Raw genomic sequence first — 24,670 nt, 5'->3', positions numbered from 1 at the left:
AACCATGAAAGTACCATTAACCCTGCGCAAACACGAGGCCCGGCGCCTGTTAGTGGACACGCCGGTGTAAACGTATGCCCACCGCCAGCGCCATTGCCAGCAGCAGGGCGATAAAGCCGCCCACGCCGTACCAGCCATAATGGTGCCAGAAGACGCCGCCCAGCGTGCCCGCGAGGCTTGAACCCAGGTAATAACTAAAAAGATAGAGCGAAGAGGCCTGGCCTCGGGCGCGCTTAGCGCGCGGGCCTATCCAGCTGCTGGCGACCGAGTGGGCGGCGAAAAAGCCCGCTGAAAAAAGCAGCATGCCCGCGAAGATCAGCCACAGCGAAGAGAACAGCGTCATCAGCAGCCCGCAGAGCATTACGCCGGTAAAGGCTATCATCACCGGGCCGCGGCCGAATTTCGCCGTCATTGCGCCCGCTTTTGGCGAACTCCAGGTGCCGGTGAGGTAGGCAACGGAAAGCAGCCCCACCATCGCCTGGCTCAGGTGCCATGGCGACAGCATCAGCCGGTAGCCAATGTAGTTGAAAAGGGTCACGAACGCGCCCATCAGCAAAAAACCTTCGGCGAACAGCAGCGGCAACCCTTCATCGCGCCAGTGCAGACGAAAGTGAATAAACAGCGTTTTAGGGCGCAGGGAGGCGGGGCGGAAATGGCGCGAAGCGGGGAGGATCTTCCAGAACATCAGCGCCGCCGCCAGCGCAAAGCAGCCGATGGCCGCCAGCGCCACGCGCCAGCCGAAAAAGTCCGTTACCACGCCGCTCAGCAGTCGGCCGCTCATGCCGCCGATGGAGTTGCCGCTGATATAAAGGCCCATCGAGAAAGCCACTACGCTTGGGTGTATTTCCTCAGAAAGGTAGGTCATGCCCACCGCCGCCACGCCGCTCAGCGACAGGCCAATCAGCGCGCGCATAATCAAAATACCGTGCCAGCTGGTCATCAGGGTAGAAAGCAGCGTGCAGCAGGAGGCCAGCAGCAGCGCCGTTACCATGACATTTTTGCGGCCAATGGCGTCAGACAGCGGGCCGGTAAAGAGCAGGCCGACCGCGAGCATGGCAGTGGAAATGGAAAGCGAAAGACTGCTTTGGGCAGGCGTTACGCCAAACTCATGCGACAGCACAGGCAACACAGGCTGAACGCAATAGAGCAGGGCGAAGGTAGCGAGTCCTGCGGAAAAGAGCGCAAGGGTGACGCGCATAAACAGCGGCGTGCCGCGTTTGATCCAGACGACCGGGGTTTTTACGACAGAGGCTTCAGCTTCAGCGGCGGTCAGTTCGCTGGCTGTGGATGTACGGCTCAAAGTGATTTCCTGAGGCTTTATCCCCACTGTTGCAGGCCGCGGGTATCGCCTTCATTTCAGAGTAGAAAATTGCCATTCTTCTGTCTAATATATTAATAATCTTAAATGATACTTTAAACATATGAATGTCGAACTGCGTCATTTGCGCTATTTCATCGCCGTGGCCGAAGAGCTGCATTTTGGTCGCGCCGCCGCCCGTCTTAATATCTCCCAGCCCCCTTTAAGCCAGCAAATTCAGCTGCTGGAGGCACAAATCGGCGCGAGATTGCTGGCGCGCACTAACCGGAGCGTCAGCCTGACGGCGGCAGGGCGGCAATTTCTTGCCGACAGCCGACAAATCTTAAGCCAGGTGGACGCCGCCGCCGTGCGCGCCGCGAGGCTGCATGCGGGCGAAACGGGCGAACTGCGCATCGGCTTTACCTCTTCCGCGCCGTTTATTCGCGCCATATCCGACAGCCTTTCGCTGTTTCGCAAGCGGTATCCGGACGTTCATCTGCAAACGCTGGAAATTAACACCCGGGCGCAAATAATGCCGCTTAATGAAGGGACGCTGGATATCGGCCTGATGCGCAACACGCCGTTGCCGGAAACGCTGGAGTGGCGGCTGATTTTGCGCGAGCCGCTGATGGCGATGCTGCATTGCGACCATCCGCTGGCCGCCCGCGAGCGGCTTTCCCTACGGGAGCTTGCAGATGAACCCTTTGTTTTTTTCGACCCGCACGTCGGGACCGGGCTTTATGACGACATCATCGGCCTGCTGCACCGTCACGGCGTAAAAGCGCAGATAACCCAGGAAGTGGGCGAGGCGATGACCATCATCGGGCTGGTGGCGGCGGGGCTTGGCGTGTCTATTCTGCCTGCTTCGTTCCAGCGGGTGCGGCTGGAGGAGATGCGCTGGGTGGCGATTGAGGAGCCGGACGCCGTTTCGGAAATGTGGCTGGTCTGGTCGAAGCACCATGAACGCAGCGCCGCCAGCGAGCGGTTTATCGCGCTGGTCAGCGAAGCGGCGTTAGCGCGTTAACGCCGCGTTACAGCGTGTAAAAATGTGCGGTAAATCACAAGCCTGGTGAAATATTTGACGATAGCTGTAGAAGTGCTTCACCATAGCCGAAGGTTTATTTCGCAGCGTGAAAATAAGGAAGCAAGACGTGGTTGCTGACAGCCAGCCGGGGCATATTGATCAAATAAAACAAACGAATGCAGGTGCGGTTTATCGTCTGATCGATCAGCTCGGCCCGGTGTCACGTATCGACCTTTCTCGCCTCGCGCAACTCGCGCCCGCCAGCATCACAAAAATCGTTCGTGAAATGCTCGAAGCGCATCTGGTGCAGGAGACGGAGATCCAGGAGCCGGGCAGCCGCGGGCGTCCGGCTGTGGGGCTGGCGGTGGAAACCGAAGCCTGGCACTACCTTTCTGTTCGTATCAACCGTGGGGAGATCAACCTCGCGCTGCGTGATTTAAGCAGCAAGCTGGTGGTGGAAGAGCAGCTTGACCTGGCTATCGTGGCGGAAAAACCGCTGCTTGAGCGCATTATCGAACATGTCGACACCTTTTTTATTCGTCATCAGCAGAAGCTGGAGCGCCTTACCGCCATCGCCATTACGCTGCCGGGCATCATTGATACGGAGAGCGGTCTGGTGCGGCAAATGCCTTTTTACGACATCACGGATATGCCGCTTGGCGAAGCGCTGGAAAACCACACCGGCGTGCCGGTTTTTATTCAACACGACATCAGCGCCTGGACCATGGCGGAGGCGCTTTTTGGCGCTTCCCGCGGCGCGCGGGATGTTATTCAGGTGGTTATCGACCACAACGTGGGGGCGGGCGTGATTACCGACGGCCGCTTGCTGCACGCGGGCAGCAGTTCGCTGGTGGAGATCGGCCACACGCAGGTCGACCCGTTCGGTAAGCGTTGCTACTGCGGCAATCATGGTTGCCTTGAAACCATCGCCAGCATTGACAGCGTGCTGGAGCTGGCGCAGCAGAGGATGAACCAGTCGATGGGCTCCATGCTGCACGGGCAGCCGCTTTCGGTGGAATCGCTGTGCGACGCAGCGCTGCGCGGCGATTTGCTGGCGCGCGACATCATTCTTGGCGTCGGCACCAATGTCGGCCGCATTCTGGCCATTATGGTTAACCTGTTTAACCCGCAGAAAATCCTGATAGGCTCGCCGCTCAACCGCGCAGCGGAGATCCTTTTCCCCGCCATCGCCGACTGCATTCGCCAGCAGGCGCTGCCTGCTTACAGTAATCGTATCGCGGTGGAAAGCACGCAGTTCTCTAACCGGGGCACCATGGCGGGCGCCGCGCTGGTGAAAGATGCGATGTATAACGGTTCGTTATTAATTCGCCTTCTCCAGGGGTAACAATTTTTACCTCATCCACCAAAAATTGCGCTATCTCAATCTGAGGCCAACCGTCTTATTTTACACTTTCACCGCTAAATTATTCTCGTTTGTATTTATCTGAGCATAACCGTGGAGTCAGTGATGCTTAAGCGTTTCTTTATAACCGGTACGGATACCTCTGTCGGGAAGACGGTGGTTTCGCGCGCGCTGCTACAGGCCCTGGCCGCCAGTGGTAAAAGCGTGGTGGGGTTTAAGCCTGTCGCTAAAAGCAGCAAAGAGACGCCAGAAGGATTACGCAACCGGGATGCCCTGGTGTTGCAAAGCGTCTCAACCCTCGATCTCCCTTATCACGCCATCAACCCCATCGCCCTGAGTGAAGACGAAAGCAGCGTGGCGCACAGCTGCCCTATTAATTACACCTTGCTCTCCGACGGCCTGGCGCGCCTGGCGATTCAGGCTGACCACGTGGTGGTGGAAGGCACCGGCGGCTGGCGCAGCCTGATGAACGATTTGCGCCCGCTTTCGGAATGGGTAGTGCAGGAACAACTGCCCGTGCTGATGGTGGTGGGCATTCAGGAAGGGTGCATCAACCATGCGTTACTCACTGCGCAGGCCATTACCAGCGACGGGTTGCCGCTCATCGGCTGGGTGGCGAACCGCATCAACCCGGGGCTTGCGCATTACGCGGAAATCATCGATGTGCTGAGCAAAAAATTACCCGGGCCGCTGGTGGGCGAACTGCCTTATCTGCCGCGCGCCGAGCAGCGCGAGCTGAGCCAGTATGTCGATATCTCCGCGCTGGGCCTGGAGGCTTGCGCGAAAGCGGTGTGAGACTGGCCCGACGCGTAAAGCAAAACGCCTCCCGTGGGAGGCGTTTTTTTACGCAGGCCAATCACGCGCCGGTAATATTGAGCGCCCGGCGGGTACGGCCGGAGCTTAAATAGTCGGCGATATAGTCCTGCGAGATCTCCCCGCTGTAACGGCCTTCTTCATCAACAATCGGCATCCAGACGGTGTTGTGCTCATAAAGTTTAGAAAGCACCACGCGCAGGTTGTCCTCGGCCTTGCCGGTGACGCGAAACGGATGCAGCAGGTCGGCGCATTCGCCTGTCGCGCCGCGCGCCTCGCGGCGTTTCACGAAGCCCAGCGGTTTTTCGTTTTCATCCACCACCGTAACCGAGCGCATGTCATTGTCATCCATCAGCGCGAAGGCTTCGGCAAGTGAAGTGGAGCGGCGCACGGTGATGGTCGGCTGCGCCTCGGTGACATCGCCCGCCTGCACCAGCAGCAGGCGCTTAAGCGTGCGGTCCTGGCCGACAAAAGAGCCGACAAACTCATCCGCCGGCTTCGCCAGCAGTTCATCGGGGCTGGCGCACTGGACGATACGCCCCTGGCGGAATACCGCGATGCGGTCGCCAAGCTTCAGCGCTTCGTCAATATCGTGGCTGACCAGCATGACGGTTTTTTTCAGCTGGCGCTGCATCTCCAGAAACTGGTTCTGGATCACCTCGCGGTTGATCGGGTCGACCGCGCCGAAAGGCTCATCCATCAGCAGCACCGGCGGATCCGCCGCCAGCGCGCGGATCACCCCGATGCGCTGCTGCTGGCCGCCGGACATTTCGCGCGGGTAACGGTTGAGAAAGCGCTTCGGATCCATCGCCACCATCGACATCAGCTCGGTGGCGCGTTCCTTGCATTTCACCTTGTCCCAGCCCAGCATGCGCGGCACCACAGTGATGTTCTCTTCTATCGTCATGTTCGGGAAGAGGCCAATCTGCTGGATGACGTAGCCGATGTTGCGGCGCAGCGTCACGGTATCCAGACCAGTAGTATCTTCGCCGTTGATAAGAATTTTGCCGCTGGTGGGCGCAATCAGGCGGTTAATCATTTTCAGCGTGGTGGTTTTGCCACAGCCGGAAGGGCCGAGCAGCACGCACATTTCGCCTTCAGGTACGTTCAGGTTAACGTGGTCGACCGCGTTGACGGTCTGTCCGTTCTTCTGCGTAAACTGTTTGGTGAGGTTTTCCAGTTTTATCATTATCGAATCCCCTTAGGCGTAAGCATTACTTGCAGGCGGTGCAGTAACCAGTCGAGCACAATCGCCAGCAGACAAATCATTAAAGCTCCGGCAATCAACATGCGGATATCGCTGCCGCCAATGCCGTTGAGCAGCAGCAGGCCCAGACCGCCTGCGCCAATCACGGCGGCGATGGCCATTACCCCGATATTCATTACCACGGCGGTGCGAATACCGCCGAAAATCACCGGCAGCGCCATCGGGATCTCCACCCAGCGCAGGCGTTGCCAGAAGGTCATGCCGATGCCCCGGCCCGCTTCCCGCAGCCCTGGCGGCAGGCTGTCGAGCGCGGTATGGGTGTTGCGCACAATCGGCAGCAGAGAATAAAGAAAGACGGCGGTAATGGCGGGCAGAGCGCCAATGCCCTGGCCTATCATCGAAAAGAGCGGGATCATCAACCCGAACAGGGCGATGGAAGGAATCGTCAGCACCAGCGTGGCGAGCCCCAGCACCGGGGTCGCCAGCCACTTATAGCGGACAATTAAAATGCCGAGCGGCACGCCGGTGACAATAGCGAGACCCACCGCCAGCAGCACCAGCCACAGGTGTTGCAGCGTCAGCGCGCCAAGGTAGCCGGCGTTATCAATCATGTAGTGAATCGTATCCATCGGCTCTCCTTAAAGCAGACCTTTGCTGCGCAGAAAGTCGCGGGCGACCTGCTGCGGCGTCTGGTGGTCAATATCCACCTTCGCATTGAGCGTGGTGATGGTGTCGTTGTCCAGCAGGCCGGAAAGGGTGTTAAGCGCCTCCTCAAGCCCCGGGTTTTCAGCAAGCGTATCCTGGCGCACCACAGGGGTGACGGCGTAGCTTGGGAAAAAGCCTTTATCATCCTCCAGCACTTTCAGGTCGAACCCTTTAACACGCCCGTCGGTTGCGTAAACCAGACCCGCATCCACGAAGCCGTCGCGAATGGCGTTATAGACCAGACCCGGATCCATCTGGCGGATCTGCGGGCGGTCCAGCGGCATGTTGTAAACCTGTTGTAACGGCTTCATGCCGTCGCTGCGCCCGGCGAATTCAAGATCCAGCGCCACACGCCAGTTATTGTCCGGGTCGGTCTTACGAATGTGCTCAATTTTTTCCACCAGCTGAGACAGGGTGGCGATATGCTCCGCCTCGGCGCGTTTGCGTTGCATGGCAAACGCGTAGGTGTTGTTCATCGCCGCGGGCTTAAGCCAGACCAGGCCAAGCTTCGCATCGAGCTTTTTCACGGTCGCGTAAGATTGCTCCGGCGTCATTCGCTCTTTAATGCGGTTGAAGATAATCAGCGAGGTGCCGGTGTATTCCCAGGTCATGTCGACCTGTTTGTTGATCATCGCGTTGCGGGAAATCACCGTTGCGATGTTGGTTTGCGGTTCAACCTGAAAACCTTTCTTTTGCAGGTATTGCACCGTCATGGCGGAAAGAATGTGCTGTTCGGTAAAGCTTTTTGTCGCCAGCACCAGCGGACGGGCGGACGCCGCGCTGCTAAAGAGCATGGTGGCCGCCAGCAGGGCGCACAAACGGGGGAATTTCATCTTAACGCTCCTTATTATCAGGCGGTGTGCGGGCTGAGCAGGCGGCCCAGCGCGGCCAGCGCCATATCCAGAATCAGGGCGAACAGGGCGGTGGCCGCCGCGCCGAGGATAAGCGTCGGGAAATCGTTCAGGTAGATGCCTGGAAAGATAAGTTCGCCGTAGCTGCTTGCGCCAATAAGAAAGGCGAGCGGGGCGGTGCCGACGTTAATGGCGGTGGCGATGCGCACGCCGGAAAGGATCACCGGCCAGGCATTAGGCAACTCGACTTGCAGCAGACGCTGGCGCTTTGTCATGCCGATGCCGTTGGCCGCCTCAATGAGCGACCCGGGTACGGCGCAAAGCCCCGCGTAGGTATTGCGCACGATGGGCAGCAGCGAGGCCAGGAACAGCGCGACGATAGCGGGCTTTTCGCCGATGCCGATAACCACCATCGCCAGCGCCAGCACAGCCAGCGGCGGCAGGGTATTGCCGACGTTAAAAATTTGCATCACATATTCCGCAGAGCGGCGTGCCGCAGGCCGGCTTAGCGCAATCCCGCTTGGAATACCCACCAGCAGCGCGAGCGCCATAGAACTAAAGACCAGTAGCAGATGCTGTTTACCCAGATAAAACAGATCTTCCTGGCGGGTTTTAATCACCTCCGGACCAATGCCCCAGACCAGTAATCCAACAGCGATAAGTAGCCCCGCAACAGCGAGAACCGTACGTTTAGCAAGTGAAGCCGTTTGCATGGCGCGCTCCCTAAAGGCTTATTTATGGCAAAGTGAACGTTGCCTGTTGTTATGCCGTGTTTCACGACGGTGTAAAGTGCTATAGCAACGGGGCGGGAAGGATTCCAGTCAGAGCGGGAGCGGTCCAGGCGCATATTCTTTATGGGAATAAAGGTTATGCCTTACGCCGTCTCGCTTATTTACCCGCAGGGAGAATTATCTTAAAAACGTTTTCCTAAAGTGACACCGTAACAACGACAAAAAAATCGTTTAGATAAGCGATGATAAAGTTGCGGAATAAATGTACAGGAGACAGATTGACGGGCGAATGAAGCAACCCTCTGGAAAGGCTTTCGTTTTCCTGGCGGACGCCGAATATGGTAGTTTCATTTCTCTTACCAATTCGGGCCGGGAAACAGGGCATGGGATTATTAATAAAAGCGGTGCTGGGCGCGGCGGTGGTCGTGCTTATCGGCATACTGGCGAAAACGAAAAATTACTATATCGCCGGATTGATTCCGCTCTTTCCTACCTTCGCGCTTATAGCGCATTACATTGTCGTGACCGAGCGCGGGGTTGAGGCGCTGCGCGCGACGGTGATTTTCGGTATGTGGTCGATTATTCCCTATTTTGTCTATCTGGCTTCGCTGTGGGTTTTCAGCGCAATGATGCGGGTGCCGCTGGCGCTGGGCGCTGCCGTCGCGCTCTGGTGCCTTAGCGCCTGGGTATTAATAGCGCTCTGGACGCGCTTTCATTGATGCGCAGCGAAAACGGCGGGTGGCGTTTATCCGGCATCGTTTAGCGTGCCGGTCCGCCGCCCGCCATGCGTTCAGCGATAAAGCTGCTTTTGCGCCACGGGCATCACTAACTGTTCGCGCCAGTAAGCCAGCGTCTGGCGGGTTAATCTGCCCAGCGAAACGTAAAAAGGGTGCCCGGCGTTTTCAGTGAACACCTCCAGGAAACGATCGGCCCAGGGCAGCAGATGCCACGCCAGCAGTTGCTCAAGCGCGCACGCTTTGCCCGATTCCGCAAGCCACGCGGCCATCAGCAACAGCATGCCGATATGATCTTCCGGCTCGCTGGCGGACGTTTCAAGGGTAATGGCGTTGTCGCGCATCCACTGGCGCAGCGCCAGCGTGGAATCGCCAAATAATACGCTTTCACGATCGAGCCAGACCGAACCCCAGGGCGGCGCGGGAAGCGCCCACGGCCCAATGAACAGCCGCTGCCAGGCCTGCTCCAGCGTCTCTTCGCCATCCGGCTCGCGAAACCCGGCCTGGGTTTGTTCATCTACAGGCAGGGTTTGCGGCCACTGGCCGCGCCACGCTTCCTCGCGAAGCGCCTTAACAAGCGGCGCGGCTTCCGGCGCGCATGGAGAATAGTAAAAAAGCGCGCCGAGCACGCGCGCGCAAAGGGCGATGTCGTTTAGCTTACTGGTCAATTTTAAAGTCCCTTAAGGCAGCGTAAGGGAAAGAAGAATACCGTTTTCGTCGGATGAGGCGTTATCAGCGGTCAAAGAAGGCGCAGTAAAAAGGGCGCTTATGCGCCCGTGGCGGATTATTGCGGTTCGCTGTGCGAGCCATCCTGCGCGGAGTCTGAAGCGGAAGAGGCATTAGCGCTGCTGGTGCGCGTATAAAGGATCTTTTGCGTATCATTAGCGCAGTGTCCGACCACCTGGGCGTCCGGCTTATCCGCCTGATCGTTGGGTACGATGGAAAGCGTAAAGCCCGACTCCGGCACGCCGTTGTTAAGAATACGCTGCTGGATCTCATCCCGCACACGTTCGCAGGAATTTTGCTGCGCCAGCGCAGGCACGGCGGCGAGAAGCAGAAAAGTGCTGACCAGTACAGGGCGTTTCATATTACGTTCCTTTTCTCCTGAACAGATAAACTAAGGATAGCAGACAGAACGTAAATCCTTGTATTAACATGTATGTAACACTAAGGACCTATGGACATTCGCGTGAAAAAAGCCCTGATGACGCTCCCAGCCCTCTGGCTGCTGGCAGGCTGCGACGGCGCATCCGCCCCGCAAGCCTTTACTCCAGAGATGGCGAGCTTTTCTAATGAATTTGATTTCGACCCGCTGCGCGGCCCGGTGAAAGATTTCAGCCAGACGCTGATGAATGAAAAAGGCGAGGTAGCGAAAAGGATAACCGGCACGGTCTCTGAGGAAGGCTGTTTTGATACGCTGGAATTTCATAATCTGGAAGATAACTCCGGCGCCGCGCTGGTGCTGAACGCGAATTTTTATCTGGATGCCGCTTCGCAGGAGAAACGGGTGAAATTACAGGGCAAATGCCAGCTGGCGGAACTGCCTGCGGCAGGGATTACCTACGACACCAACGACAGCGGTTTTGTTGTTAAAGCGCGGGGCAAAGACGCGACGATAGATTATCGCTACGACGCCGAAGGCTATCCGTTGGGTAAAGTCACGGTGGCGGGCCAGACGAAAATGACCGTGCTCGCCACCGTTGCCGACAATCGCAAAAAGCTGGATTACACGGCGGTCAGCACCCTTAACGATAAAACCCTGGGGCGCGTGAAGCAAAGTTGCGATTACGACAGGCATTTCAACCCGGTGAGCTGCAAGCTGGAGATAACGGACGAGAGCGCCAGCCCGCCGGTGCATCACAATTACACCATCAAAAACACCATTGATTATTATTGATACGGCTGGCTCTGCGTGCAGGCAGGCAGCAACAGGCTACCCGCCGCAATAACGCCGCCTTTACTGCGCGGTGGGTTTAAGCAGGCTGCTGCCAGGGGTTTTATGCTCCGCCAGATACTGATGCTGGAAGATACACATGCGGATGGTGGTGCGGTATTCGCCGTTGATAAAGAACTCGTCGATAAGCTCGCCTTCAACCTGAAAACCCAGCTTGCGATAAATATGAATCGCTTTCTCGTTTTCTTTATCGACGATTAAATAGAGCTTGTAGAGATTAAGCACCGTGAAACCGTAATCCATGGCAAGCTTCGCGGCGCGCGACGCCAGCCCCCGGCCCTGGTGATCGGGCGAGATAATTATCTGGAACTCAGCGCGGCGATGCACATGGTTAATCTCAACAAGTTCTACCAGGCCCGCTTTCTCGCCGTTGCATTCCACAACAAAACGTCTTTCGCTCTGATCGTGGATATGTTTGTCATACAGGTCAGAAAGCTCGACAAACGCTTCATACGGCTCTTCAAACCAGTAGCGCATAACGCTGGCGTTGTTATCAAGCTGGTGGACGAAACGAAGATCTTCGCGCTCAAGCGGGCGCAGTTTTACAGTCAGTTCAGACATGACAAATCCTTTGTAGCGAAGAAAAAGGCTTCCGGCGCGGAAGCCTTTGGAAGGAGCGGATTAGGGCGCGACGACGCGGCCGGTGCGGCGGTCAAGACAGCGCAGCGTGTTCGGCTCCCAGTAGGCGTTAAGGTTGGCGCTCTGTTCGCACTTATCGCGGCTGTCGAAAGCGACATCGGCTTTATCCCACTCTTTTTCGGCGCGGGTATTCACTTTATGGCGTAAAGAACGGGTGTCATTCCATTGCTCTTTGTCCATCGCGGCATTCTGGCGGCTTTGCGCGCTGTCACCGGACTCGATAATCAGCTTGCTGGTTTCCGCCTGCGCCGGTAACGCCAGGCTGAATGCGCCAGCGACCAGCGCCATCAGCAGGGTGTGGCGAAGGAGAGTTTTCATTGCGATTTCCTTTAATGTGAAGCAACACTTGCCGGTTAACCGACAGGCTTTACTATATCACCGCCTTTTTAGCGCGCACAGCGCACGACGATGCTCTAATTATCCACGATGGACCTCAATATGATCAAAACGACGCTGCTTTTTTTCGCCACTGCGCTTGCTGAAATCGTGGGCTGTTTTTTGCCCTGGCTGTGGCTGAAAAAAAACGGTACGCCGCTGCTTCTGGTGCCCGCGGCGCTGTCGCTTGCCCTGTTTGTCTGGCTGCTGACGCTGCATCCGGTAGCAAGCGGGCGCGTTTATGCGGCTTACGGCGGCGTTTATGTCATGACGGCGCTGCTGTGGTTGCGGGTGGTGGATGGCGTAAAGCTCAGCCTGTATGACTGGCTGGGCGCAGGCGTGGCACTCTGCGGCATGCTGATTATCGTGGCGGGCTGGGGGCGCGCCTGAGAATAACTCCCCGCAGCCGTTAACGGCATGACCGCCAGCCCGCCTTTTTACTTTGTGAGCCGGGGCGCATTTTTTTGCTTGTTCAACTTGTATGGTAGTTAGGTCAGTTGATTACTATGCATTCAGAAATGTACTGAATACGAAAAAAGAGAAGGATGTGTTCATGAGAATCAGCAAAGCGGAAGTCTTTGTCACCTGTCCGGGCCGAAACTTCGTTACCCTTAAAATCACCACGGAAGAGGGCCTGACCGGGCTTGGCGACGCCACCCTCAACGGGCGTGAGCTCTCTGTGGCGAGCTACCTGCGCGACCATCTCTGCCCGCAACTGGTCGGGCGCGATGCGCAGCGCATTGAGGATATCTGGCAGTTCTTTTACAAAGGCGCTTACTGGCGCCGCGGCCCGGTAACCATGTCGGCCATTTCCGCCATCGACATGGCGCTGTGGGATATCAAAGCCAAAGCCGCCGGTATGCCGCTTTACCAGCTGCTTGGCGGCGCTTCGCGCGAAGGGGTGATGGTGTACTGCCACACCACCGGCCACAGCATTGATGAAGTGCTTGACGACTACGCGCGCCATAAAGAGATGGGCTTTAAAGCGATTCGCGTGCAGTGCGGCGTACCGGGAATGAAAACCACTTACGGTATGGCGAAAGGCAAGGGGCAGGCTTATGAACCCGCCACCAAAGGCGAATGGCCGGAAGAGCAGCTGTGGTCTACGGAGAAATACCTCGATTTCACGCCAAAACTTTTTGACGCGGTGCGTAACAAGTTCGGTTATCACGAACATTTGCTGCACGACATGCATCACCGCCTGACGCCCATTGAGGCCGCGCGCTTTGGCAAAAGCATTGAAGACTATCGCCTGTTCTGGATGGAAGATCCGACGCCTGCGGAAAACCAAGCCTGCTTTCGCCTTATTCGTCAGCACACCGTCACGCCAATTGCGGTGGGAGAGGTGTTTAACAGTATCTGGGATTGCAAGCAGCTGATTGAAGAGCAGCTTATCGATTATATCCGCACCACCATAACGCACGCGGGCGGTATTACCGGCATGCGCCGCATCGCGGATTTCGCCTCGCTCTATCAGGTTCGCACCGGCTCCCACGGGCCGTCAGATTTGTCGCCCATCTGCCACGCCGCCGCGCTCCATTTCGACCTCTGGGTGCCTAATTTCGGCGTGCAGGAATATATGGGGTATTCGGAACAGATGCTGGAAGTTTTCCCGCACAGCTGGCGCTTTGACAACGGTTATATGCATCCGGGCGAAAAGCCGGGACTGGGCATCGAATTTGATGAAAAGCTGGCGGCGAAATACCCCTACGATCCGGCTTATTTACCGGTCGCCCGTCTTGAAGACGGTACGCTGTGGAACTGGTAAACCAATAAACCCTACATCCTGACATCATTTTGAATCTGACACAGGTAGAACATTATGGTTAGCACAACAGATATTAAGAATAATGTTGATAACACCCCAATAATAAAGCGGGTAGCTTCTGCCTCTGCCATAGGCACTGCCGCGGAATATTATGATTTTTTCGCCTATGGCACCGCGGCCGTGCTCTTTTTTGGCCATCTCTTTTTCCCGAGCAGCGATCCGCTTATTAGCACGCTCGCCGCATTCGCCACTTATGCGGTCGGTTTTTTAGCCCGTCCTCTGGGCGGGATCGTTTTTGGTCATATTGGCGATAAGGTCGGGCGTAAAAAAGCGCTGGTTATTACGATCCTGATCGTCGGGCTGGGCACATTCTGTATCGGCCTGTTGCCAACGTATGAAAAGATCGGCATCTGGGCGCCCGTATTATTAATTTTAATCAGGGTATTACAGGGGTTTGGCGTAGGCGGCGAGCAGGCGGGCGCGGTGCTCATGACGGCCGAATACTCCATGCCGGAGCGGCGCGGCTTCTTTTCAAGCTGGGTGCAGATTGGCGCGCCGGCAGGCTTTCTTTTACCCATGGCGCTGTTCGCCTTGTTGAACAGTTTTCTCTCGCCAGAGGCCATGATGGATTACGGCTGGCGCATACCGTTTTTACTCAGCGCGCTGCTGGTGATCGTTGGGTTGTTTATTCGGCTGCGCATTGATGAATCCCCCGTCTTTGCCCAGATAAGAGAAACCAAAGCAGCAGAATCGCGACCGGTTATTGAAGTCATCCGTAATTATCCCGGTATTGTGGTTAAAGGCGTCTGCGCAAAATTAATTGAAGCCTGCACGTTCGCCATGTTTACCGTTATCGTGCTGGCTTACGGCAAAGCAAATAACCTGGACGCCACGATTTTAATGGACAGCATGATCGTTGCGGTCCTGCTGGAAATTATCGCTATTCCGGCGATGGGCGCGTTAAGCGACAGAATAGGGCGCAAGCCTGTTTATATTGCTGGCGCGCTGCTTCAGGTCATCGCCATCATTCCTTTCTTTATGGCTATTAATCAGGATATTTACTGGCTGACGCAAATCGCGATGATTGTCGTTATTACGCTTGGGCATAGCATGTGTTATGCGCCGCAAGCGTCTTACTTTCCTGAACTCTTCCCGACCCATATTCGCTGTAGCGGCATTGCGCTTATCTGGCAAATCGGCTCGCTGGTGGGCAGCGGGGTGCTGGGCCTGATGGCGGTTAAAATCCTGCAAATGACCGGTGGGCATTACTACGGCATGGCGTCCTATGTGATTGTGCTGGGCATTATCTCCGTCATTGGCTTGCTCACCATGCCGGAAACCGCACCGAAGCGGCGCCATGGCGAATACCAGGGCTGGGGACACTAAGCGGGCCGTCAACCGCGCCGTCATCCGCTGCCGGGGTGCGCCCGCATCCCGGCAGCCAGCCAGACATGGCTCGCCCGTTAAACCAACACGTCATGTAAAAGCTGTCACACAACCTGTCAATGATGTTGTACCAATCGGGCAAAGATTAATACAAGTCAAAGTCTACAACCATACAAGATGTAATCTGACCCGGTCTTTTCATTCACCCTGGATCATAAAATGGAAAAGAGTCTCTTAACGGCAAAAGCCATTCTGCCTGCCTATAACCGCAACCGCTTAACTACCCGCATCGTTCACCTGGGCTTTGGCGCATTTCACCGCGCGCACCAGGGCGTGTACGCCGATATTCTTGCCGCCGAACACAATAGCGACTGGGGTTACTGCGAAATCAATCTGATTGGCGGCGAACAGCAGATTGACGACCTGAACCGTCAGGATCGCCTTTACACCGTGGCGGAGATGTCGGCAGAGGCATGGCGCGCCCGCGTAGTGGGCGTCGTAAAAGAAGCGCTCCATGCGCAGGTCGACGGATTTGAGCGCGTCATGGATGCGCTGTGTCAGCCGCAGGTGGCGATTGTCTCACTGACCATCACTGAAAAAGGCTATTGCCACTCGCCGGCAACGGGCGAACTGGCGCTGGATAACCCGTTTATCGTCGCTGACCTGCAAAACCCGCATCAGCCGAAATCGGCGCCGGGTGTTATTGTTGCGGCGCTGGCGAAGCGTAAAGCGGCAGGGCTTAACGCCTTCAGCGTGATGTCCTGCGATAACATGCCGGAAAACGGCCATGTCACCCGCAATGTCGTTCTGGCTTATGCCCGGGCGCTGGACGCAGAGTTAGCGCAGTGGATTGAGCAAAACGTGACTTTTCCGTCGACGATGGTAGACCGTATCGTTCCGGCGGTGACGGCGGAAACGCTGGATAAAATCGAGCGCATCACCGGCGTGCGCGACCCGGCAGGCGTCGCCTGTGAGCCGTTCCGCCAGTGGGTTATCGAAGATAATTTTGTCGCGGGCCGCCCGGAATGGGAAAAGGCGGGCGCAGAGCTGGTAAAAGATGTCGTGCCGTTTGAAGAGATGAAGCTGCGTATGCTTAACGGCAGCCACTCGTTCCTGGCCTATCTCGGCTACCTGGCCGGTTATCAACACATCAACGACTGTATGGAAGATGCGCATTTCCGCCGCGCTGCGCATGCGCTGATGCTGAATGAGCAGGCGCCGACGTTAAAAGTGCAGGGCGTCGATCTGGCGAATTATGCGAACCTGCTTATTGAGCGTTACAGCAACCCGGCGCTGCGCCACCGCACCTGGCAAATCGCGATGGACGGCAGTCAGAAGCTGCCGCAGCGCTGGCTGGACGCCATTCGCTGGCACCGGGCGAACGGCAGCCGTTATGAGCTGCTCACGCTGGGCGTGGCGGGCTGGATGCGCTATGTGGGCGGCGTGGACGAGCAGGGCGCTGCGATCGAAGTTTGCGACCCGCTGCTTGACTCTATTCAACACGCGGTGCGCGCCAGCGAAGAGGGCGATGCGCGGGTTAAAGCGCTGCTGGGGCTGAAAGCGATTTTTGGCGAAGACCTGGCGAAAGAGGCCGATTTTGTGGCGCAGGTGACGGAAGCTTACAAGCTGCTGCTGGCGAAAGGGGCGAAGGCGACAGTGGCGCAGTATGCGCAGCCGCGCGGCTGAAACCGTAAAATGCCGCCCCCGGGCGGCATTCACCACATTAATGTAAACCGAGACGAATCAGCTCAACGGGTTCGAATTTCCCCTCACACCCTTCCACTTCAACCGTTTTGCCACGCCGTACCTGTTCGGCATTCAGGCCTTCGCTGTGAATGGCGGTAATGACGCCGGTTTGGCCAGTACCGCTTACCATAACGCGGCTGCCAGTGGTGATAGGGTTGCGGTTACGATCGTATGTCATCATGGTGGTTTCTCCTCTGAATGAAAGTCAGCAATTCAGACGAGCCCCATTTTAAAAAGCGGACGACGAAAAACGTTAATCTCGATCAAAATCAACGTATTTGTGTGATGAATATCACGCGCGGTTTACTCTTCGCTGAACCAGTCGCGGTTTTCCTGGCGAATCAACTGTACCGACTCGCTAATTTCCTGCAAATGCACGCGCATGGCGTCGTCCGCGGCCTGCGGATCGCGTTTTTCCAGCGCATGAAAAATATCGGCATGCTGGCGCAGCAGCATTTCCGGCGGCGAGACGTGGTCAAGACTCATATAGCGCACGCGGTCGATGGTCGCTTTAATGTTTTCCACCGTATCCCAGGCGAGCTGGCAATCCGCCATCCGGGCGAGTTTCTGGTGGAACTCATCGTCGAGCTGGAAGAAGTCGTTAAGCTGTTTACGATCGATGGCGGTGCGCTGCTGGTTAAGGTTTTGTTCAAGCTGATAAAGATCGGCGTCGGTGATCATCGTTGCGGCCCGCTGAACCACGGCGCGTTCAATGGCCTGGCGGACAAAGCAGCCGTTGCGCACCTGCGCCAGTGAAATCTTGTTAACAAAACTGCCGCGCTGGGGGCGAATCTGGATCAGGCCGTTTTCCGCAAGCTTGATAAAGGCTTCACGCACCGGCTGGCGCGAGACATCAAAGCGTACCGAAACCTCTTTTTCAGACAGCGGCGTACCAGGGGGAATAAGGCAGTGGACAATATCGCGTCGCAGAATGCGATAAATCTGTTGGTTCACCGGTTGAGTCGGGTTGAGCGGGGTTTCAGCAGCCATCGATTTTTACTTTTATCAGCGGGTAACGGTTCAATCTACCATTTTTTTGTTACCCCGCCCATACCCGGCCAGCGCGGCCGGGCAGGAAGGCAAAATCAGGATTTGCGATGAACGCTAAGGCCGGCGTAAGTCTGGCTGACCGGCATCATCTCCAGCGTATTAATGTTCACGTGCGACGGCAGGGTAGCGACCCACCACACCGCTTCGGTCACATCTTCCGGCGTCAGCGCGTTGGTGTTTTCGTAGGTTTTACCCGCTTTATCATCGTCGCCCTTAAAGCGCACGTTCGAGAACTCTGTGCCGCCCACCAGGCCCGGCTCGATATCGGTCACACGCACCGCCGTGCCGTGCAGGTCGGTGCGCAGGTTCAGGCTGAACTGACGCACAAACGCTTTCGTCGCGCCATAAACGTTACCGCCCGCGTAAGGCCAGCTGCCTGCGGTTGAGCCGAGGTTAATAATATGGCCGCGGTTGCGTTCCACCATGCCTGGCAGCACGGCGCGGGTCATATAGACAAGCCCTTTATTATTGGTGTCGATCATTGTCTCCCAGTCTTCCACGCTCGCCTTGTGGGCAGGCTCCAGACCGAGCGCCAGGCCGGCATTGTTAACCAGCACGTCGATTTCACGCCATTCAAGGGGCAGGCTGCCCAGCATCTCTTTAATGGCGGCGCGGTTGCGAACATCAAGCTGCGCGGTATAGAGGTTATCGCCAAGCTCTTCTTTCAGTTCCTGAAGGCGCTCCTGGCGGCGCCCCGTGGCGATAACTTTATGACCATTTTGAATAAACCGACGGGTAATGCATTCGCCAAAACCTGCCGTCGCACCGGTAACCAGAATAATCATCTTGCTGTTCCTCAACGCTTTTTGTGTCGTATTACCTTAGCACGCGCATTCCGCTCCCGGTCAAGGAAGATTGTGGTAGCGCCGGTTTGCGTCTTGTTGGTGCAAATGAGCCGTTAAAGCGCAGGGTAATGGTGCAGCGATCTGCGGGAATGTTAAATCGAAATCGGTTGCTTTCTTTCGCAACCGTTTGCTAGGCCGTTACCGCGGGCTTTTGTTGCGCAACAAGTAACATTTTCATATAACTTATTGTAATTAAAGGTGAAATTAAAAAGTATAAACTGGCATCGTCTTTGCAAAGCTTCTTCATCACATCACCTGCAAAGCGCGCTCAGCGCGCATGATGAGGAATCGCCATGGCGACAACATGGACTACGGCCATTCGCGGCCATTTTTTTGATATCAGCGACGTAGCGGATAGCGCTGAAGAGATTGCGCAACGCGCCCGCAGCCTGGAAGACGGACTGCTGTTTCTTGATGGCGGGCGTATCGTCAGCCTGGTGCCCTGGGAAGAGGGATGCGCTCAGCTTCGCCATGAGAATGACTACCAGGATTACCGCGGCAAGCTCATCGTGCCCGGGTTTGTCGACAGCCATATCCACTATCCGCAAACCGAGATGATTGGCGCCTATGGCGAGCAGTTGCTGACATGGCTTGAAAACTACACCTTTCCGGTGGAAGGGCAGTACCACAGCCCCGATCACGCCGCGCGCATGTCGGCATTCTTTTTGAACCAGTTGCTGGCAAACGGCACGACAACCGCGCTGGTGTTCGGCACTGTGCATCCGCAATCGGTTGATGCCCTGTTCAGCGCGGCGCAGCAGCTGGAAATGCGCCTTATCGCCGGGAAGGTGATGATGGATCGCAACGCGCCGGACTATCTCACCGAAAGCGTAGAGCAAAGCGAGCAGCAGACGCGCGCGCTTATCGACCGCTGGCACAATCACGGCAGGCTGGGGTATGCGCTAACGCCGCGATTTGCCCCTACCTCCTCGCCCGCGCTGTTAGCCGCTGTACAAAAGCTTCGCGAAGCGTACCCCGATACCTGGGTGCATACGCATTTAAGTGAAAACCTGGATGAAGTCGCCTGGGTGCGGGCGCTGTGGCCGGAACATGAAACCTACCTGGATGTTTATCATCATTACCGGCTCACCGGGAAACGCAGCGTTTTTGCTCACGCCATTCATCTTCAGGAGCAGGAGTGGGAATGTTTGCATAAGACCGACTCTTCCGTGGCCTTTTGTCCTACCTCCAACCTCTTTTTAGGCAGCGGGCTGTTTCGTTTGCAGGCGTGCCGGCACAAGCGGGTGCGCATGGGCATTGGCACCGATGTGGGAGCAGGCACGACATTCAGCATGCTGCAAACGCTCGGCGAGGCGTACAAAGTGGCGCAACTGCAAAGCTATAAGCTTTGCGCCAGCGAAGCGTTTTATCACGCCACGCTCGGCGGCGCGCACGCGCTGGATCTGGATAAGCAGATCGGCAACTTCCAGCCGGGCAAAGAGGCGGATTTCGTGGTGCTGGACCCGGCAGTCACGCCGTTACAGACGCTGCGCTTCAACAACAGCCGGGACATTTACGAAAAGCTCTTTGTGCTGATGACGCTTGGCGACGATCGCAACATCTGGCGCACCTGGGTGAACGGTAAATGCGTCTGGCAGCGCGACGCGCTGGAGGTGGCGGCATGATCCGTTTTCTGCAAAACCAGACGTTGATCGCCCTGGAAGAGACCGACCCGAACACCACGGTGCTGAGCTGGCTGCGTGAAACCGCCCGGCGCACAGGCACCAAAGAGGGCTGCGCCTCGGGCGACTGCGGCGCCTGCACCGTCGTGCTTGGCCGCGTGGAGGCAGGACGAATGCGTTATGAAACCGCCAACAGCTGCCTGCTGCTGGTGAGCCAGCTCCATGGCAAGCAGTTGCTGACGGTGGAAGATCTGGCTCACAACGGCGTGCTGCATCCGGTGCAGCAGCACTTTGCGGATAATCACGCCTCGCAGTGCGGCTTCTGCACGCCGGGCTTTGTGATGTCGGCTTTCGCGCTGCAAAAATCGGCCGCAGAAGCCGATCGCCGTACGGTAGAGCGGCATCTTGGCGGCAACCTTTGCCGCTGCACCGGCTACCGACCGATTGTCGAGGCGGCGCAGCGCGCCTGTGAGCAAAATGAAGCCGACAGCTTCACAGAGCATGAAGCGCAAACCGTTGTACGCCTGGAGGAATTAGCTTCGCACGCCGCCGCCGGGCTGAACCAGCGTAACCGTGTTTTAATGCCGCAAACCCTGGACGAACTGGCGGCGCTCTATGCGCAGCATCCCCAGGCGCGGCTGCTGGCGGGCGGCACCGATCTGGCTCTCGCCATCACCCAGCAGCACCAGACGCTGCCGCTGCTGATCTCTCTGGGCGGGGTGGAGGCCCTCAGGCGCATCGAGGTCACTGACGAGACGCTGCGCATCGGCGCGGCGGCCAGCCTTAGCGCCTGCGGCGAGCGGCTTGAGTCGGTTATTCCCGCTTTCAGCCGGATGCTTGAGCGTTTCGCCTCGCAGCAGATCCGCAATCTGGGCACGCCTGGCGGCAATCTCGCGAATGCCTCGCCCATCGGCGACAGCGCGCCGCTGTTGCTGGCGCTGAATGCCACGCTGGCGTTGCGCTGCGGCGAAACCACGCGCCACCTGCCGCTGGACCAGTTCTTTCTGAGCTATCGCAAAACCGCGCTACAACCCGGCGAATTTATTGAAGCTATCATCATTCCGCTGGTGACAGTGTCACCTTCGTTTTCCGCGTGGAAGGTGGCGAAACGGCATGAAGATGATATTTCCACCGTCTCGGCGGCGTTCAATATTGCTGTGAAAGAGGGGGTGATCGCCGCCGCAAGCCTTGCCTTTGGCGGCATGGCGGCGGTGCCTGCCCGCGCAACCCATGCCGAACAGGCGCTCATCGGGCAACCTTTCACCGATGCGACGATAGAGGCCGCCGGGCGCGCGCTGAGTCTGGATTTCCAGCCATTAACTGATTTTCGCGGCAGCGGCGCCTACCGTCTGGCCGTCGCGCAGAACCTGCTTAAACGCTATTACCTGCAACAAACCCAATCCGCCCCGCTGGAGGTTTTCGACTATGTCCACTAATCCCGTAAAACTTTCAGAACAGGCTTTGCTGGAGCAGTTTCGGCGCGAACTCGCGGGCCGGGCCGGGCGCAGCCGCAAACATGAGAGCGCAGATAAACAGGTCGCCGGCCAGGCGGAGTTTATTGACGATAAGCTGGCGCCGCCTGGGCTGCTGCATCTTTGTCCTGTGCTGAGCCAGCATGCGCATGCGCGCATAGTGCGTGTGGATACCTCAGCCTGCTACGCCATTGCGGGCGTAACGCGCGTGTTTAGCTGGCAGGATGTGCCGGGGGAGCTGGATATCGGCCCGCTTGCCCCAGGCGACCCGTTATTCGCCCGGCATAAGGTGGAATATCATGGACAAGTAGTATTAATGGTCGCCGCTGAAACGCCACAGGCGGCAAGAGCAGCGGCGCAGGCGGCGGTCATTGAGTACGAACCGCTGGACGCGGTGCTGGATGTCGAAACGGCGCTGGCGCGGGAAAGTTACGTGGAAGCGCCCCATGTGCAGCAGCGCGGCGATGTCGACGGGGCGCTGAAAACGGCGCCGCGCCGCCTGCAAGGGCAGTTTCACATCGGCGGACAGGAGCATTTTTATCTGGAGGGGCAGATAGCCATGGCGCTGCCGGGTGAAGACAACGCCGTGCAGGTCTTTTCTTCTACCCAGCACCCAACGGAAGTGCAAAAGCTGGTGGCGTCGGTGCTGGGCGTGACCATGAACAAAGTCACGGTTGATATGCGGCGCATGGGCGGCGGCTTCGGCGGCAAAGAGACCCAGGCGGCGGGGATCGCCTGCCACGCGGCGCTGGCGGCAGCCTTAACCGGCAGACCCGCGAAGCTGCGTCTCGCCCGCCGCGACGACATGCGCATCACCGGCAAGCGCCATCCGTTTTTTGTTCGCTATGACGTGGGCTTTACCGACGAAGGGGTGTTGCACGGCGTCAAAATCGATCTTGCCGCCAACTGCGGCTATTCGCTCGATCTTTCCGGCTCTATCTGCGACCGGGCGATGTTTCATGCCGACAACGCCTATTACCTGGGCGATGCGCGGATAACCGGCTACCGCTGCAAAACCCATCTGGCGTCCAATACCGCTTATCGCGGCTTCGGCGGGCCGCAGGGCATGGTGGCGATTGAACAGATAATGGAGCGCATTGCCCGAGAACTGCGCCTCGACCCGCTGACAGTAAGGCTGCGCAACTATTACGCCGAAGGGCGTGACGTGACCCATTACGGCCAGAAGGTGCGGCAAAATCTGTTGCAGACTATCACTGACCAGCTTATGCGCTCCGCTGACTATGCCGCTCGCCGGGAAAAGATCGGGGCGTTCAACGCGCAAAACCCCGTGCTGAAACGCGGCCTGGCGCTTACGCCGGTTAAGTTCGGCATCTCGTTTACCTCAAGCTTTCTTAACCAGGCTGGCGCGCTGATCCTTATCTATACCGACGGCACGGTACAGCTCAACCACGGCGGCACCGAGATGGGCCAGGGGTTAAACACCAAAGTGGCGCAGGTGGTGGCGGACGTATTGCAATTGCCGCTTGAGAAGATCCAGGTAACCGCGACCAGCACCGGAAAAGTGCCTAATACGTCGCCGACGGCAGCCTCGTCGGGCGCCGATCTCAACGGCAAGGCGGCGGAGATTGCCGCGCAAACCCTGAAAACCCGGCTGGTGGAGATGCTCTGTCGCCTGCACAAATGTGAGCCGCAGGCGGTCAGTTTCAACAATGGCGTAGTGTGCGCGGCGGGACGTTATTTCAGCTTCGCAGACGTAGCGAACCTCGCCTGGCTTAACCAGGTGCCGCTCTCCGCCACCGGCTTTTACAAGGTGCCAGGCATTCACTATGACCGGGAAGCGGGGCGCGGCGAGCCGTTTTATTACTTCTCTTACGGCGCCGCCTGTTCCGAAGTGCTGATCGACACCCTGACCGGCGAGTACCGGCTGTTGCGCACCGATATCCTGCATGATGCAGGCAACTCGCTGAATCCGGCTATCGACACTGGACAAATCGAGGGGGGATTTGTCCAGGGCGCAGGCTGGCTCACCACAGAAGAGCTGGTCTGGGACAGCGCTGGCAGGCTGGTGACCGACAGCCCGATGAGCTACAAAATTCCGGCCATCAGCGATGTTCCCCCGGTGCTGAACGTTGAGCTGCTGAAGAACGCCGCCAACGCGCAGGAGACGGTTTATCGCTCAAAAGCGGTGGGCGAGCCGCCGTTTATGCTGGGCATTTCCGTCTGGTGCGCCTTACAGGACGCGATTTCCAGCGTCAGTAGTTACAACATACTTGGTGATATGAATACCCCCGCCACGCCGGAGCGGGTTTTTCTGGCTGTGCAGGCGCAAAAGAAGGAAGGGCATGATGCACTTTGACGACTGGCTGGCCGTTTTAACGGCGCTGCGGGATAAAAGAGAGCCGTGCATTCTGCTGACGCTGCTTGAGGAGAAAGGATCGGTGCCGCGCGCCAGCGGCACCAAAATGGTGGTCACTGCGCGGGAGACGTTTCTCACTATTGGCGGCGGCAACCTGGAGCATCAATGCATCCAGATTGCCCGCGACATGCTGGCGCAGCGTGAAACGCGCCCGCGCAGCGAGCCTTTTCAGCTTGGCGCCAGGGCGGGGCAATGCTGCGGCGGCATGCTCACCGCGCTGTTCGAACCGCTGCTGCGCCCGCAGCCCGAGGTGGTTGTTTTTGGCGCAGGCCACGTGGGCCGCGCGCTGGTCAATCTGCTTTCCACGCTGCCTTTACGCATAACCTGGGTGGATGAAAGGGAGGGCGAATTTAGCGATGTGCCCGCGGGCGTCGTCACTCAACATGCTGAAGAGCCGCTTGACGCCGTAGCGCAAAGTGCGCCAGGCGCCTTTTTCGTTGTGATGACCCATTCCCACCCGCGCGACCTGGAGCTGACCGAAGCCATACTCCGGCGCGGGGATGCGAAATATGTCGGGCTTATTGGCTCGCAGACCAAGCGCCAGCGTTTTGATTACCGTCTTAGCGGCAAGGGCATTAGCGAGGCGCAGCTTGCCCGCCTGCGTTGCCCGGCCGGGTTGCCGGATGTAAAAGGCAAGCTGCCTGCGGAGATAGCCGTCGCTATCGCCGGAGAAATCATTGCTGTTTATCAGGGGGATGCATAAGCTAGCTA

The 24,670-nt window shown here is 57.6% G+C and carries 25 protein-coding genes; 13 read left to right on the top strand and 12 right to left on the bottom strand.

Annotation, left to right across the window (positions count from 1 at the left end):
• Window positions 1-49: 49 nt before the first annotated feature.
• Window positions 50-1,273, bottom strand: coding sequence for an MFS transporter (locus tag DW56_RS12040; RefSeq protein ID WP_411431242.1), 1,224 nt, complete (start codon window positions 1,271-1,273; stop codon window positions 50-52).
• A 148-nt stretch (window positions 1,274-1,421) separates the two neighbouring features.
• Here DW56_RS12040 and DW56_RS12035 point away from each other — a divergent pair, with 148 nt between their 5' ends.
• From DW56_RS12035 to bioD, 3 genes are all read left to right on the top strand, one after another.
• Entirely contained in the window at window positions 1,422-2,321 is a 900-nt protein-coding gene (locus DW56_RS12035) for a LysR family transcriptional regulator (RefSeq protein ID WP_024554615.1), read from the top strand.
• 127 nt (window positions 2,322-2,448) lie between these two features.
• Complete coding sequence (mlc, locus tag DW56_RS12030; RefSeq protein WP_024554616.1) at window positions 2,449-3,666, top strand: sugar metabolism global transcriptional regulator Mlc; 1,218 nt, start codon at window positions 2,449-2,451, stop codon at window positions 3,664-3,666.
• Between the two features lie 123 nt (window positions 3,667-3,789).
• Window positions 3,790-4,479 carry a dethiobiotin synthase gene (bioD, locus tag DW56_RS12025; protein WP_024554617.1) on the top strand — a complete coding sequence of 230 codons (690 nt, stop codon included), beginning with the start codon at window positions 3,790-3,792 and terminating at the stop codon, window positions 4,477-4,479.
• Between the two features lie 61 nt (window positions 4,480-4,540).
• On the opposite strand, the gene osmV is transcribed toward bioD, so the two are convergent.
• Genes osmV through DW56_RS12005 form a run of 4 tightly spaced genes read right to left on the bottom strand, consistent with a single transcriptional unit; the run spans window position 4,541 to window position 7,973 of the window.
• The gene (gene osmV / locus DW56_RS12020) at window positions 4,541-5,686 is read right to left on the bottom strand and encodes an osmoprotectant ABC transporter ATP-binding protein OsmV (protein ID WP_024554618.1); all 1,146 of its coding nucleotides are present in this window, start codon (window positions 5,684-5,686) and stop codon (window positions 4,541-4,543) included.
• Window positions 5,686-6,333, bottom strand: a complete 648-nt coding sequence (gene osmW, locus DW56_RS12015; RefSeq protein ID WP_024554619.1) for an osmoprotectant ABC transporter permease OsmW — start codon at window positions 6,331-6,333, stop codon at window positions 5,686-5,688. Before osmW ends, osmV begins: the two co-directional genes overlap by 1 nt.
• A gap of 9 nt (window positions 6,334-6,342) precedes the next feature.
• Window positions 6,343-7,242: a glycine betaine ABC transporter substrate-binding protein gene (locus DW56_RS12010; protein WP_024554620.1), complete on the bottom strand. Its 900-nt coding sequence runs from the start codon at window positions 7,240-7,242 to the stop codon at window positions 6,343-6,345.
• Between the two features lie 17 nt (window positions 7,243-7,259).
• Window positions 7,260-7,973 carry an ABC transporter permease gene (locus tag DW56_RS12005; RefSeq protein WP_024554621.1) on the bottom strand — a complete coding sequence of 238 codons (714 nt, stop codon included), beginning with the start codon at window positions 7,971-7,973 and terminating at the stop codon, window positions 7,260-7,262.
• Window positions 7,974-8,374: 401 nt separating this feature from the next.
• On the opposite strand from DW56_RS12005, the gene DW56_RS12000 reads away from it, so the two are divergent.
• Window positions 8,375-8,710, top strand: a complete 336-nt coding sequence (locus DW56_RS12000; RefSeq protein WP_024554622.1) for a GlpM family protein — start codon at window positions 8,375-8,377, stop codon at window positions 8,708-8,710.
• 71 nt (window positions 8,711-8,781) lie between these two features.
• Here the strand turns inward: DW56_RS12000 and dmsD are convergent, their stop codons facing one another.
• The gene (gene dmsD / locus DW56_RS11995) at window positions 8,782-9,393 is read right to left on the bottom strand and encodes a Tat proofreading chaperone DmsD (protein ID WP_024554623.1); all 612 of its coding nucleotides are present in this window, start codon (window positions 9,391-9,393) and stop codon (window positions 8,782-8,784) included.
• A gap of 116 nt (window positions 9,394-9,509) precedes the next feature.
• Complete coding sequence (locus DW56_RS11990; protein ID WP_024554624.1) at window positions 9,510-9,812, bottom strand: DUF1161 domain-containing protein; 303 nt, start codon at window positions 9,810-9,812, stop codon at window positions 9,510-9,512.
• Between the two features lie 90 nt (window positions 9,813-9,902).
• On the opposite strand from DW56_RS11990, the gene DW56_RS11985 reads away from it, so the two are divergent.
• Complete coding sequence (locus tag DW56_RS11985) at window positions 9,903-10,622, top strand: YnfC family lipoprotein (protein WP_029697399.1); 720 nt, start codon at window positions 9,903-9,905, stop codon at window positions 10,620-10,622.
• Window positions 10,623-10,682: 60 nt separating this feature from the next.
• Here the strand turns inward: DW56_RS11985 and speG are convergent, their stop codons facing one another.
• Both speG and DW56_RS11975 read right to left on the bottom strand, forming a co-directional pair.
• Window positions 10,683-11,240, bottom strand: coding sequence for a spermidine N1-acetyltransferase (speG, locus tag DW56_RS11980; RefSeq protein WP_024554626.1), 558 nt, complete (start codon window positions 11,238-11,240; stop codon window positions 10,683-10,685).
• A 60-nt stretch (window positions 11,241-11,300) separates the two neighbouring features.
• Entirely contained in the window at window positions 11,301-11,636 is a 336-nt protein-coding gene (locus DW56_RS11975) for a DUF1283 family protein (RefSeq protein ID WP_024552561.1), read from the bottom strand.
• 120 nt (window positions 11,637-11,756) lie between these two features.
• On the opposite strand from DW56_RS11975, the gene DW56_RS11970 reads away from it, so the two are divergent.
• The 4 genes from DW56_RS11970 to DW56_RS11955 all read left to right on the top strand — a co-directional run bounded on the left by DW56_RS11970 (window position 11,757) and on the right by DW56_RS11955 (window position 16,533).
• Complete coding sequence (locus tag DW56_RS11970) at window positions 11,757-12,083, top strand: YnfA family protein (RefSeq protein ID WP_024552560.1); 327 nt, start codon at window positions 11,757-11,759, stop codon at window positions 12,081-12,083.
• A gap of 163 nt (window positions 12,084-12,246) precedes the next feature.
• Window positions 12,247-13,461, top strand: a complete 1,215-nt coding sequence (gene manD / locus DW56_RS11965; protein ID WP_024552559.1) for a D-mannonate dehydratase ManD — start codon at window positions 12,247-12,249, stop codon at window positions 13,459-13,461.
• Between the two features lie 54 nt (window positions 13,462-13,515).
• A complete protein-coding gene (locus DW56_RS11960; RefSeq protein ID WP_024552558.1) occupies window positions 13,516-14,847 on the top strand; it encodes an MFS transporter in 1,332 nt (443 codons plus the stop codon).
• 219 nt (window positions 14,848-15,066) lie between these two features.
• Window positions 15,067-16,533, top strand: coding sequence for a mannitol dehydrogenase family protein (locus DW56_RS11955; protein ID WP_024552557.1), 1,467 nt, complete (start codon window positions 15,067-15,069; stop codon window positions 16,531-16,533).
• Window positions 16,534-16,570: 37 nt separating this feature from the next.
• Here the strand turns inward: DW56_RS11955 and ydfZ are convergent, their stop codons facing one another.
• From ydfZ to ydfG, 3 genes are all read right to left on the bottom strand, one after another.
• Window positions 16,571-16,774, bottom strand: coding sequence for a putative selenium delivery protein YdfZ (gene ydfZ, locus DW56_RS11950; RefSeq protein WP_024552556.1), 204 nt, complete (start codon window positions 16,772-16,774; stop codon window positions 16,571-16,573).
• A 122-nt stretch (window positions 16,775-16,896) separates the two neighbouring features.
• Window positions 16,897-17,583 carry a GntR family transcriptional regulator gene (locus DW56_RS11945; protein ID WP_024552555.1) on the bottom strand — a complete coding sequence of 229 codons (687 nt, stop codon included), beginning with the start codon at window positions 17,581-17,583 and terminating at the stop codon, window positions 16,897-16,899.
• A gap of 95 nt (window positions 17,584-17,678) precedes the next feature.
• Entirely contained in the window at window positions 17,679-18,428 is a 750-nt protein-coding gene (gene ydfG, locus DW56_RS11940) for a bifunctional NADP-dependent 3-hydroxy acid dehydrogenase/3-hydroxypropionate dehydrogenase YdfG (protein ID WP_024552554.1), read from the bottom strand.
• Between the two features lie 353 nt (window positions 18,429-18,781).
• Between ydfG and guaD the strand changes: the two genes are divergently transcribed.
• The 4 genes from guaD to xdhC are packed head-to-tail and all read left to right on the top strand — an operon-like array spanning window position 18,782 to window position 24,662.
• Window positions 18,782-20,113, top strand: coding sequence for a guanine deaminase (gene guaD, locus DW56_RS11935; RefSeq protein ID WP_024562108.1), 1,332 nt, complete (start codon window positions 18,782-18,784; stop codon window positions 20,111-20,113).
• Window positions 20,110-21,546, top strand: coding sequence for a xanthine dehydrogenase small subunit (xdhA, locus tag DW56_RS11930; RefSeq protein WP_024554279.1), 1,437 nt, complete (start codon window positions 20,110-20,112; stop codon window positions 21,544-21,546). Before guaD ends, xdhA begins: the two co-directional genes overlap by 4 nt.
• Window positions 21,536-23,899, top strand: coding sequence for a xanthine dehydrogenase molybdopterin binding subunit (gene xdhB, locus DW56_RS11925; protein WP_024554280.1), 2,364 nt, complete (start codon window positions 21,536-21,538; stop codon window positions 23,897-23,899). Before xdhA ends, xdhB begins: the two co-directional genes overlap by 11 nt.
• Entirely contained in the window at window positions 23,889-24,662 is a 774-nt protein-coding gene (xdhC, locus tag DW56_RS11920) for a xanthine dehydrogenase accessory protein XdhC (RefSeq protein ID WP_024554281.1), read from the top strand. Before xdhB ends, xdhC begins: the two co-directional genes overlap by 11 nt.
• The last annotated feature ends 8 nt before the right edge of the window (window positions 24,663-24,670 follow it).

It is taken from the genome of Franconibacter helveticus LMG 23732 (genome assembly GCF_000463115.2).
Lineage (GTDB): Bacteria > Pseudomonadota > Gammaproteobacteria > Enterobacterales > Enterobacteriaceae > Franconibacter > Franconibacter helveticus.
Note: the sequence above shows the minus strand (reverse complement) of the source record. Positions and strands in the feature narration are given on the sequence as shown.

Coding starts and splice junctions, on each gene's coding strand:
- osmW (WP_024554619.1), bottom strand. CDS start 6,333: ATGGATACGATTCACTACATGATTGATAACGCCGGCTACCTTGGCGCG.
- bioD (WP_024554617.1), top strand. CDS start 3,790: ATGCTTAAGCGTTTCTTTATAACCGGTACGGATACCTCTGTCGGGAAG.
- osmV (WP_024554618.1), bottom strand. CDS start 5,686: ATGATAAAACTGGAAAACCTCACCAAACAGTTTACGCAGAAGAACGGA.
- xdhC (WP_024554281.1), top strand. CDS start 23,889: ATGCACTTTGACGACTGGCTGGCCGTTTTAACGGCGCTGCGGGATAAA.
- ydfZ (WP_024552556.1), bottom strand. CDS start 16,774: ATGATGACATACGATCGTAACCGCAACCCTATCACCACTGGCAGCCGC.
- DW56_RS12005 (WP_024554621.1), bottom strand. CDS start 7,973: ATGCAAACGGCTTCACTTGCTAAACGTACGGTTCTCGCTGTTGCGGGG.
- DW56_RS12000 (WP_024554622.1), top strand. CDS start 8,375: ATGGGATTATTAATAAAAGCGGTGCTGGGCGCGGCGGTGGTCGTGCTT.
- DW56_RS11955 (WP_024552557.1), top strand. CDS start 15,067: ATGGAAAAGAGTCTCTTAACGGCAAAAGCCATTCTGCCTGCCTATAAC.
- ydfG (WP_024552554.1), bottom strand. CDS start 18,428: ATGATTATTCTGGTTACCGGTGCGACGGCAGGTTTTGGCGAATGCATT.
- manD (WP_024552559.1), top strand. CDS start 12,247: ATGAGAATCAGCAAAGCGGAAGTCTTTGTCACCTGTCCGGGCCGAAAC.
- DW56_RS11945 (WP_024552555.1), bottom strand. CDS start 17,583: ATGGCTGCTGAAACCCCGCTCAACCCGACTCAACCGGTGAACCAACAG.
- DW56_RS12010 (WP_024554620.1), bottom strand. CDS start 7,242: ATGAAATTCCCCCGTTTGTGCGCCCTGCTGGCGGCCACCATGCTCTTT.
- xdhB (WP_024554280.1), top strand. CDS start 21,536: ATGTCCACTAATCCCGTAAAACTTTCAGAACAGGCTTTGCTGGAGCAG.
- guaD (WP_024562108.1), top strand. CDS start 18,782: ATGGCGACAACATGGACTACGGCCATTCGCGGCCATTTTTTTGATATC.
- xdhA (WP_024554279.1), top strand. CDS start 20,110: ATGATCCGTTTTCTGCAAAACCAGACGTTGATCGCCCTGGAAGAGACC.
- DW56_RS11975 (WP_024552561.1), bottom strand. CDS start 11,636: ATGAAAACTCTCCTTCGCCACACCCTGCTGATGGCGCTGGTCGCTGGC.
- DW56_RS11970 (WP_024552560.1), top strand. CDS start 11,757: ATGATCAAAACGACGCTGCTTTTTTTCGCCACTGCGCTTGCTGAAATC.
- DW56_RS11960 (WP_024552558.1), top strand. CDS start 13,516: ATGGTTAGCACAACAGATATTAAGAATAATGTTGATAACACCCCAATA.
- DW56_RS11985 (WP_029697399.1), top strand. CDS start 9,903: ATGGACATTCGCGTGAAAAAAGCCCTGATGACGCTCCCAGCCCTCTGG.
- DW56_RS12035 (WP_024554615.1), top strand. CDS start 1,422: ATGAATGTCGAACTGCGTCATTTGCGCTATTTCATCGCCGTGGCCGAA.
- DW56_RS11990 (WP_024554624.1), bottom strand. CDS start 9,812: ATGAAACGCCCTGTACTGGTCAGCACTTTTCTGCTTCTCGCCGCCGTG.
- speG (WP_024554626.1), bottom strand. CDS start 11,240: ATGTCTGAACTGACTGTAAAACTGCGCCCGCTTGAGCGCGAAGATCTT.